This is a genomic window from Rhizobacter sp. P1_G5 (assembly GCF_056405435.1).
Genome location: NZ_JBFUCB010000204.1, coordinates 1 through 9,445, shown reverse-complemented (window position 1 = coordinate 9,445; position 9,445 = coordinate 1). Strand labels below are relative to the sequence as shown.

General features: G+C 70.8%; 11 protein-coding genes. 7 read left to right on the top strand and 4 right to left on the bottom strand.

What is annotated here, in order from left to right; translation table 11 throughout:
* The coding region (locus AC1D12_RS15670) for a response regulator (RefSeq protein ID WP_477841374.1) at positions 1-408 on the top strand (408 nt) is incomplete at its 5' end.
* Here the strand turns inward: AC1D12_RS15670 and AC1D12_RS15665 are convergent.
* Positions 409-903, bottom strand: coding sequence for a DUF421 domain-containing protein (locus AC1D12_RS15665; RefSeq protein WP_465110450.1), 495 nt, complete (start codon positions 901-903; stop codon positions 409-411).
* A 27-nt stretch (positions 904-930) separates the two neighbouring features.
* Positions 931-1,458, bottom strand: coding sequence for a hemerythrin domain-containing protein (locus AC1D12_RS15660; protein ID WP_047507268.1), 528 nt, complete (start codon positions 1,456-1,458; stop codon positions 931-933).
* 146 nt (positions 1,459-1,604) lie between these two features.
* Here AC1D12_RS15660 and AC1D12_RS15655 point away from each other — a divergent pair, with 146 nt between their 5' ends.
* Genes AC1D12_RS15655 through AC1D12_RS15645 form a run of 3 tightly spaced genes read left to right on the top strand, consistent with a single transcriptional unit; the run spans position 1,605 to position 4,494 of the window.
* Entirely contained in the window at positions 1,605-1,871 is a 267-nt protein-coding gene (locus AC1D12_RS15655; protein WP_477825415.1) for a hypothetical protein, read from the top strand.
* A 25-nt stretch (positions 1,872-1,896) separates the two neighbouring features.
* On the top strand, positions 1,897-2,115 hold the full coding sequence (locus AC1D12_RS15650) for a hypothetical protein (RefSeq protein ID WP_477825414.1): 219 nt from the start codon (positions 1,897-1,899) through the stop codon (positions 2,113-2,115).
* Between the two features lie 24 nt (positions 2,116-2,139).
* Complete coding sequence (locus tag AC1D12_RS15645; RefSeq protein ID WP_477825413.1) at positions 2,140-4,494, top strand: catalase; 2,355 nt, start codon at positions 2,140-2,142, stop codon at positions 4,492-4,494.
* Between the two features lie 9 nt (positions 4,495-4,503).
* Here the strand turns inward: AC1D12_RS15645 and AC1D12_RS15640 are convergent, their stop codons facing one another.
* Both AC1D12_RS15640 and AC1D12_RS15635 read right to left on the bottom strand, forming a co-directional pair.
* Entirely contained in the window at positions 4,504-5,574 is a 1,071-nt protein-coding gene (locus AC1D12_RS15640; protein WP_477825412.1) for a flavodoxin family protein, read from the bottom strand.
* A 115-nt stretch (positions 5,575-5,689) separates the two neighbouring features.
* Positions 5,690-6,592 carry a hypothetical protein gene (locus AC1D12_RS15635; RefSeq protein ID WP_477841372.1) on the bottom strand — a complete coding sequence of 301 codons (903 nt, stop codon included), beginning with the start codon at positions 6,590-6,592 and terminating at the stop codon, positions 5,690-5,692.
* A gap of 163 nt (positions 6,593-6,755) precedes the next feature.
* On the opposite strand from AC1D12_RS15635, the gene AC1D12_RS15630 reads away from it, so the two are divergent.
* From AC1D12_RS15630 to AC1D12_RS15620, 3 genes are all read left to right on the top strand, one after another.
* Complete coding sequence (locus tag AC1D12_RS15630; protein WP_477825410.1) at positions 6,756-7,151, top strand: polyhydroxyalkanoate granule-associated phasin; 396 nt, start codon at positions 6,756-6,758, stop codon at positions 7,149-7,151.
* On the top strand, positions 7,148-8,905 hold the full coding sequence (locus AC1D12_RS15625) for a PAS domain-containing sensor histidine kinase (RefSeq protein ID WP_477841370.1): 1,758 nt from the start codon (positions 7,148-7,150) through the stop codon (positions 8,903-8,905). The genes AC1D12_RS15630 and AC1D12_RS15625 overlap by 4 nt, the downstream gene beginning before the upstream one ends.
* 207 nt (positions 8,906-9,112) lie before the next feature.
* Positions 9,113-9,361 carry a hypothetical protein gene (locus tag AC1D12_RS15620; RefSeq protein WP_477825408.1) on the top strand — a complete coding sequence of 83 codons (249 nt, stop codon included), beginning with the start codon at positions 9,113-9,115 and terminating at the stop codon, positions 9,359-9,361.
* Positions 9,362-9,445 lie beyond the last annotated feature (84 nt).

The following is a 9,445-nucleotide window of genomic DNA, read 5'->3' as shown; positions in this document are numbered from 1 at the left end:
GCCGGGGCCACGCCGGCCGCCGCACCCGGCGTGCTGCGGGTGCTGGTCGTCGACGACAACGTCGACAGCGCCGAAAGCCTGGCCGAGGTGCTGGAGATGAGCGGGCACCAGGTGCGCGTCGCGCACGACGGCCCGGCGGCGCTGGCCGTGGCCGGCGAGTTCCGGCCCCAGGCCATCGTGCTCGACATCGGCCTGCCGGGCTTGAGCGGCCATGAAGTGGCGAAGCGCRTCCGCGGCGAGGACTGGGGGCGCGCGATCCACCTGGTCGCGCTGAGCGGCTGGGGGCAGGCGGAAGACCGGAAGCGCTCGCGCGAGGCGGGCTTCGATGCGCACTTCGTGAAGCCGGTCGACCTGGACGAGCTGGAGGCGGTGTTACGGCGCGCGTCGGAGGGCGCGACGGCCGGCTGATCAGCCCTGCGGGCGCTGCCCCTCCCGCGTGATCACCGAAAACCGCCCGTCCGATTCCATGAACGCGCGCCGCACGTCGGCCAGGTTGCTGACGCCGTTCTGCCGCAGTTGCGACTGCAGGTCGTCCAGCGTCAGGAATTCTTGCCGCAAGTTGCGGTGCAGCACCCGGCCGTCGCGCACCAGCAGCAGCGGCGGCGGCTCGGCGAAGCGGCGCACCGCATCGAAGCGGAACGAGGCCCAGTCGAGCAGCCAGTTCCAGCCCATCAGCGTGAGCACCAGCACGCAGCCTTCGGGCACCGTGTCGTAGCCGCCGGCCATCGCGTTCTGCGACGCATCGGCGATCAGCACGACCAGCAGCACGTCGGCAATGCCGACCGAGCCGACGTCGCGCCGCAGCACGAAGCGGAACAGCGCGAACAGGAACCAGTAGATCAGCGTCCCGCGCACCACGAGTTCGAGCGGCGGGACGTTGAACGCGAAGATCGACAGGTCCATCGCGACAGGCGGTCCGGGACGCGTTCGTCAGTGCGCGGCGTCCAGCCTGGCCAGCAAGGTTTCCTTGCGTGCCTGCACCTGCTCACCCAGGTCCTTCAGGTCGAGCTTCGCCCGCACCTTCGGGAACAGCTCGTTCTGCTCTTCCTTCACGTGGTGGTCGATGTACTCGCCGAGCACCTTGACCTTGGCGTCGTACATGTCGTCGTCGGGCGAGCTCGATTGCAACTGGGCGATCAGGTCCTTCGCGCTCGCATGCTCGACGGTGGCTTCGTCGAGCAGGTCGTCCTTGTCCTGCAGTGCGTCGCGGCAGGCCGGGTAGAAGATCTCTTCCTCGATCTGCGCGTGCACCGTCAGCTTGTTGCAGATGTCGAGCGCCAGCGCCTCGCGTTCGCTGGCATCGGCTTCGGCCTTCGCGAGCTTCTCGTACTCGGCGAACAGCTTCTTCACCTCGGCGTGGTCGGCGCGCAGCAGCTTGATCGCATCGGCCGGCGGTGCCTTGCGGGTGCGCGTGGCGGTGGCGGTGTGCGAACGGGTGGCGGTGTGGGATGTCGGCATGGGAACTCCTGTTAAGTGACCCCTCCAATCTATGCACTCGAACCGCATCCGCTGTAGGAGAAGCACGCGACTGTGAGTGCGAACTTGCGAGCCCTGCACAGGTACGCCGTTTGCCCATGATCGTCACGCCACGACAGGGACAGCCCATGACCACCCGATACATCGATGACCACGGCAGCACCGCGCGGCTGACCGACAACCCACGCCCCGCGCGGCCGCTGTCGCACGTCGGCAAGGCGGTTGCCGACTGGCTCCGCACACCGGGCAAGGCGGGCCGCTACGGCTTGCTGCTCGCCGGGGCCAAGGTGTTTCTCGGCCGCCATCGTCCGAGCGGCAAGCGTGTCGCCGCCGGTGTCGGCATCGCCGCGGCGCTGGTCGCCGCTGTCTGGATCCTCGGCCGCCCGCGGCGCTGAGCATCCCCCACTTCAGGAGACTGCAATGACCAAGCCCGCCAGCCCCTCCACACCGCGCCCGTCGAACAAGCCACGCAGCATCCACGACGCCGGCAGCCCCGACACCAAGCACGGCCCGAAGGCCGGCACCAACCCGGATGGCGCGACGCCCGCCGAACTGCCGTCGGCCGAAGCCGGCAAGGCCAGCCTGCACAAGCCGGCGCCACCCGACCTGCAGTCGACCCAGCCGCGCAAGACGCCCTGAAGACGAGAACCCGAAGGACACCCCATGCCGAAGACTCCCCCGAAGACCTCCGCCGGCAAGCGCCGCCCGATTCCGCCGAGCCCGGCCGGCCAGGAGCGCCAGGCCGTCGAGGTGCAAGCCCTGGCGGCGGCGATCCCGTACAACGCCAACAAGCCGAACGAGATCGGGCGCGACAACGCGATCGCGCCGCCCGTCGGGCAGCGCAGCCAGCTGTCATCGGCCTCCACCGGTGCCGGCACGCTGAGCGAGGCCAACGACACCGGCAAGACCGGTGAGGGCGGCGACGCTGCGCCGTCGCACGAAGGCTTCGGCTCGCTGCAGCGCGTGCGCGCCGATGCCGACGGCGAGGTGCTGACGACGAACCAGGGCGTCGCCGTCGGCGACAACCAGAACTCGCTGAAGGCCGGGCTGCGCGGGCCGACGCTGCTCGAAGACTTCATCCTGCGCGAGAAGATCACCCACTTCGACCACGAGCGCATCCCGGAGCGCATCGTGCATGCGCGCGGCTCGGCCGCACATGGCTACTTCGAGTGCTACAAGCCGCTGACCAGGCTGACGCGCGCCGCACCCTTCGCCGACGCCGGCAAGCGCACGCCGGTGTTCGTGCGCTTCTCCACCGTGGCCGGCGAGCGCGGCTCGATCGACACCGCGCGCGACGTGCGCGGCTTCGCGATCAAGTTCTACACCGACGAGGGCAACTGGGACCTGGTCGGCAACAACATCCCGGTGTTCTTCATCCAGGACGCGATGAAGTTCCCCGACCTGGTCCATGCGGTGAAGCCCGAGCCGCACAACGGCATGCCGCAGGCCGCCTCGGCGCACGACACCTTCTGGGATTTCGTCTCGCTGATGCCGGAGTCGACCCACATGCTGATGTGGGTGATGTCCGACCGCGCGATCCCGCGCAGCTACCGGATGATGCAGGGCTTCGGCGTGCACACCTACCGCTTCGTCAATGCGCGCGGCGAATCGAGCTTCGTCAAGTTCCATTGGAAGCCGCTGCTCGGCACGCACTCGCTGGTGTGGGACGAAGCGGTGAAGCTGGCCGGTGCCGATGCCGACTACCACCGGCGCGACCTGTGGGAGGCGATCGAGGCGGGCGACTACCCCGAGTGGGAGCTCGGGCTGCAGGTGTTCAGCGAGGCGCAGGCCGAGGCCTTCAGCTTCGACGTGCTCGACGCCACCAAGATCATCCCCGAGGAGCTGGTGCCGCTGCAGCCGGTGGGCCGCCTGGTGCTGAACCGCAACCCGGACAACTTCTTCGCCGAGACCGAGCAGGTGGCGTTCTGCGTCGCGCACGTGGTGCCGGGCATCGACTTCAGCAACGACCCGCTGCTGGCCGGGCGCATCCACTCGTACGTCGACACGCAGATCTCGCGGCTCGGCGGGCCGAACTTCCATGAGATCCCGATCAACGCGCCGCTCGCGCCGGTGCACAACAACCAGCGCGACGGGATGCACCGGCAGGCGCTGAACCGCGGGCGGGTCGCCTACGAGCCGAACTCGCTCGGCGGCGGGTGCCCGTTCCAGGCCGGCTCGAAGGGCTTCGTGTCGTTCCCGCAGCCGATCGACGGCGAGAAGCTGCGCGGCAAGCCGGAGAAATTCGCCGACCACTACACGCAGGCCACGCTGTTCTACAACAGCCAGACGCCGGTGGAGCAGGCGCACATCATCGGCGGCTTCCGCTTCGAGCTGAGCAAGGTGACGGTGCCGGCGGTGCGCGAGCGCATGGTGGCCTCGCTGATCAACGTCTCGAAGCCGCTGGCCAAGGCCGTCGCCGACGGGCTCGGCATGGCGTTGCCGCCGCCGTTGCCGCGCGCGCTGCCGAAGCCGGCACGGCCGGAGGTGACGGTGTCGCCGCCGCTGTCGCTGGCGGCACGGCCGGGCGAGGGCGGCGTCCGCACGCGCCGCATCGCGCTGCTCGCGGCGCATGGCGTGGCCGGCAAGCCGATCGCGAAGCTGCTGGCCGCGTTGCGCAAGGCCGGCGCGGTGCCGACGGTGGTCGCGCCGCGCATCGGCGCGGTCACCACGGCCGACGGCGAGCCGCTGGAGGCCACCGGCTCGCTCGAGAACTCGCCGCCGGTGCTGTTCGACGCGGTCGTGCTGCCCGATGGCCCGAAGGGCGTCGAGGTGCTGCTCGGGCTCGGGCAGGCGCTGGAATATGCGACGCTGACGTGGCGCCATGGCAAGACGCTGCTGGCGCTCGGCGCCGGCCGCGCGCTGATCGAGAAGGCGCAGGTGCCGACCACGCTCGGCGATGGCTCGCCGGACCCCGGTGTGCTGTTCGGCAGCGGCGACGACAAGACGGCACAGGCCTTCATCGCGGCGGTGGCGAAGCACCGCCATCCGCAGCGCGAAGGGGATCCGCCGCGGGTGTGATCCGGGACGCTACTTCGGCCGGGGCGGCTTCAGCGCCGCATCCAGCCGCGAGAGCGTGCCGCTTCGCAGCTGCGCCACGGCCGCCAGCACGGCCTGCGCGACCTGGCGGGTCTCCTGCTGGAACGCGGTATCGGCATCCAGCGTCTCGTGGCTGTTGAAGTACGGCTCGAAGTAGCCCAGGTAGCGCGCGAGCTGCGCACCATCGCCCGCATCGACGAGCCCCATCCAGTCCAGCCAGTCGGCAAGCGCATGCCGCTGCTGCTCGACGCCGGCCACGTCGCCATGCACCACCAGGCCGTACACGCGGCCGGCCAGGTGCTTCGGAAAATCCCAGCCGCGCTCTTCGATCGCCTTCGCCTCGGCCGCCTTCTTGCCGTGCGTGCTGCTCGGGTCCGGGTTGCCGCCATCGGCGCAGACCAGCCGGTCGATCATCAGCTTCAGCGGGCTCGGGGACTGGTACCAGTAGGTCGGCGCGACGATCACGATGCCGTGCGCGCTGACCCAGCGCTCGTAGATCTCGGCCATCCAGTCGCTCGCCTGGTCGAGTGCATGGTTCGGGTAGCAGCTGCACGGCCAGTGGCACAGCGGCATCGCGGTGCCGACGCAGCCCTTGCACGGATGGATGCGGCGCCCGTACTCCGAGGTCACGAGGCTCAGGTCCAACAGGTCGGCATCGACGCCGGCGCGCACGACCTCCTCGCGCACCAGGCCGCCCAGGCGCCAGGTCTTCGACATCTCCCCGGGGCAGGTGCCGTCGTTGCGGGCGCTGCCGCAGATCACCAGCACGCGCGAGCGCGTGCCGGGCTTCGCCCAGTTCGCCTGCGCGGCCTTCAGGCGCTGGTGCGTGTCGAGCCACTCGACCGAGGTCTCGTAGCCCGGGTCCGCGAAGCCCGGGCCGGCGGGCCGGGTGACGGGCGCCTTGCGCCCTTCGTCGACGGCGAGCCAGGCGATGGCCTCGAGCCGCGCGATGGCCGCGCGCTCGCCGTCGTACGCCGGATCCGCCCAGCGCTGCCGGAAACGCCGGCCGAACTCGTCGCGCGTCAGCGGCGTGTCGGCCTGGCCGGTACGGACCTCGGTCATCTCAAGGGCACGCCATCAGTGGAAGAACAGCGCGATCAGGATGATGATCGGAATGGGGACGCCGAGGAAGAACAGCAGCAGGGATCGCATCGGATGTCTCCGGTTGATGGTGAATTCAGAGGTCGCGCTGGCGGCCGCCCCAGGTCGCGCACAGGCTCGCGACGAAGGCGCCGGCCAGCAGCGAGATGAACAGCCACAGCGACGCGTAGGCCGAGGCCTTGCGCGCGCTGTCGGCGGTGTCGCGGGCCCGCGCCTGCGCATCGTTCAGCGCGGTCTGCAGCCGGGTCCAGGTGTCGGTGACGCGCTTCTCGGCATCCGCCTGCGACAGGCCGGTGCGCTGCGAGATCAGCTGGCCAAGGTAGCGCGTGTCGTCGGTGGGCAGCGTCGCAGCGCGGCCGGCGGTGGCGAAGATGCGCGTCACCTCGGCGAGCGGCGGCGCGTCGGTGGCGGTGACCGTCGCGYTGGCGTCGCGGCGGAACAGCGCGTCGGCGTGGTAGCTCATCAGCTCGGAGGAGCCGCCGGCCGCGGCGGCCGTCGCCACCGTTGCACCGGCCGCGCCGCCGACGCGCGCGGTCGTGCCGACGATGCCGCCGATCGCGCTGCCCAGCAGCGCCGCGGTGGCGAGCGATGCGACCGCCCACGCGAGGAAGCCATGCGCCGTGTCGCGGAAGTAGATCTCGTCGGCAGCGGTGTCGGCCCAGCGCGTGCGCAGCCGGCCGGCCAAGTAGCCGCCCATCCCCGACGCGGCGAGCTGCGTCAGCGTGACCCACAGGATCGTGCCGGCGCCGACGGCGGCGGCGCTGGCGCCGTCGCGCGCCCACGGCGAGATCGACGACAGGCCGAGCCCGACGCCGAGCACCAGCAGGATCAACGACAGCGCGGCCGCCGCGGCCGCACCRGCGAGCACAGCGCCCCACGACACCGCGCTGCGGGGCGCCGCCTCGGTCCGCTGGGCCGGCGCGGGAGCGGCGCGAGGACCGGTGGAGATGCCGACGCTTTCGACGTTCTGATAAGCCATGACCGTGGTCTCCTGAAGGGGATGGATCCATCGTCGTCGTGCGCCGCGGCGCTGCGCGTCGGACTGCGATGGCACGCGCTGTAGGAATAGGGCGCGACCGGCGGCCCGACGTCACCGAAGCCGCCGGCCGGCCCTTACAGTGGCTTCAACCCAGGAGCACGCCATGTCGAAACGCCAACACAGCACGCTCGCGCAACGCAGTGCCGAACTCGCCTTCGCGGTGCCGCCGGTGATGGCGCACCGCATCGCCCGCATGGCCTTGGCGGGCGCCGCGCCCTCCCCCCGCGACCAGCGCGAGTTCAAGCTGATGAGCGCCGAGAAGACCGCCGCCTTCCAGCAGTCGTGGATGGCGATGGGGCTGCAGGTGTGGCGCGCGCAGCAGGCCTTCGCGGTGTTCTGGTGGCGCGCCTGCCTGTCGCCCTGGGGCCCGCCGTCGGCGCAGGCGATCGGCACGCACCTGCAGTCGGCCGCGCTCGGCGTGCTCGGCCAGGGCCTCGCGCCGGTGCACCGCACCGCGGTGGCCAATGCGAAGCGGCTGTCCAGAACCCGGCTGCGATGACGATGGACACGCCGCCGCTGATGCTGGTGCTGCTGCTGGGCGCACTGCTGCCGGTGGCGGTGTGGCTGGGCTGGTCGCTGCACTGCTCGCGGCGGCTGCATCGCCATGAAGTGGGCGAGCGGCAACGCACCGCGCAGCTGCTGCTCGATGCGCAGGTGCGGCACACCGAACTGCAGTCGCAGCTCGAGGCCCTGGTCGCCGCGCGCACCGCCGCGCTGCAGGCCAGCGAGGCGCGCATGCGCACGATCTTCGCGACCAGCTTCCAGTACCAGGGCCTGCTGGCGCTCGACGGCAGCGTGCTCGACGCCAACGAATCCTCGCTGCGCGGCATCGAGTCGACGCTCGACACGGTGATCGGCCGCCCGTTCTGGGACACGCCGTGGTTCGCCCGCACGCCGGGCATGCCGCAGACGGTGCGCCAGGCGGTGCGGGCGGCGGCCCAGGGCCACAGCCTGCGCCAGGAGATCCGGCTGCTGCTGCCGGCCGGCTGGCGGCAGTTCGACTTCGCGATGCGCCCGGTGCACGACCGCGACGGCGCGGTGGTCGCGATCGTGCCCGAGGCGGTCGACGTCACCGAGCGCCACCAGGCCGAGGAGCGCCTGCGCCAGGCACAGAAGATGGAGGCCGTCGGCCAGCTGACCGGCGGCGTCGCGCACGACTTCAACAACCTGCTGCAGGTGATCTCGGCCAACCTGCACCTGGTGTCGCGCCTCACGCACGCCGACGAGAAGGTCATGCAGCGCCTGGCCAGCGCCACCGACGCGGTGCGCCGCGGCGCCAAGCTGGCGAGCCAGCTGCTGGCCTTCGGCCGCCGCCAGGCGCTGGCGCCGCGGGTGGTCAACGTCGGCCGCTTCATCCACGGCATCGAGGACCTGGTGCGCCGCTCGATCGGCGAGGGCGTCGAGGTCGAGGCCATCGTCTCCGCGGGCCTGTGGAACACCTTCGTCGACCCGACGCAGATCGAGAACGCGCTGCTGAACCTGGCGATCAATGCGCGCGACGCGATGGATGGCAATGGCCGGCTGACGATCGAGGTCGGCAACGCCTTCCTGGACGACGACTACGTGCGCGGCCAGGTCGACGTGAAGCCGGGCCAGTACGTGATGCTGGCCGTCAGCGACACCGGCTGCGGCATGACGCCGCAGGTGCTGGCCCAGGTGTTCCAGCCGTTCTTCTCCACCAAGCCGACCGGCAGCGGCACCGGGCTCGGGCTGTCGATGGTCTACGGCTTCGTGCGCCAGTCGGGTGGCCATGTGAAGATCTACAGCGAGCCCGGGCACGGCACCACCGTCAAGCTCTACCTGCCGCGTGCGCACGAAGGCGCCGACGCGGTCGACGCGACGCCGGGCAGCGGCACCGGCGCCGGCGGCGACGAGACCGTGCTGGTCGTCGAGGACGATGCCGCGGTGCGCGGCGCCACCGTCGAGATGCTGCAGGAGCTCGGCTACCGGGTGCTGAAGGCGGGCGATGCCGACCAGGCGCTGGTCGTGATCGACGATGCGGTGGCGCACCACGCGGCGATCGACCTGCTGTTCACCGATGTCGTGATGCCCGGCCGCCTGAAGAGCCCGGAGCTCGCCGACAAGGCGCGTGAACGATTGCCCGGCATCGCGGTGCTGTTCACGTCCGGCTATGCGCAGAACGCCATCGTGCACGGCGGGCGGCTCGACCCGGGTGTCGAGCTGTTGCCCAAGCCCTACACCGCGCAGGCGCTGGCGACCAAGGTGCGCGCGGTGCTGGACCACGGGCAGTGACCATCCGCGGCACCCTGGAACAAGAAGTGTCCGCCGGCCGACGCAATCGGCACCTGACGCTTTTTGAAGGGCGCGGGCGCAGCGTGTCGATGGCCGCGGCAAACGCAGCGCCGGCGCGGCCCGGCCGAAAGCGGGGACTGACAAATCGCGGCCGCGGCGGTTGGCCCGCCATGGACCGCTTCTTGCCATTCATCCGACATCGCGCCGATGGTCGGCGTTCCTCCAGGGATGGAATCGATGTCTTCCAGAAAACCTGGTGCCGAGGATGCGGCGCCGATGTTCCAGCGACTGTGGTCCCGCATCGGCGGTGCGCCGCTGCGGCACGACGCCGATGCCGCAGCGCCCTCGACGATCCAGGACACGGGGTTCCCGTCGGGCAGCGCCTGGGCGGACACCGTGATCGAAGACGACCGGCGCGTGGCGCCCACCGATGATGCGAACAATGGCCTTTCGTGATGTCCTCTCCCGTGACGCGCGCCCCCGCGACGATGCCGCTGCTTCGTACCTCGATGACTTCGGTGATTTCAGTCAGAGTGGACG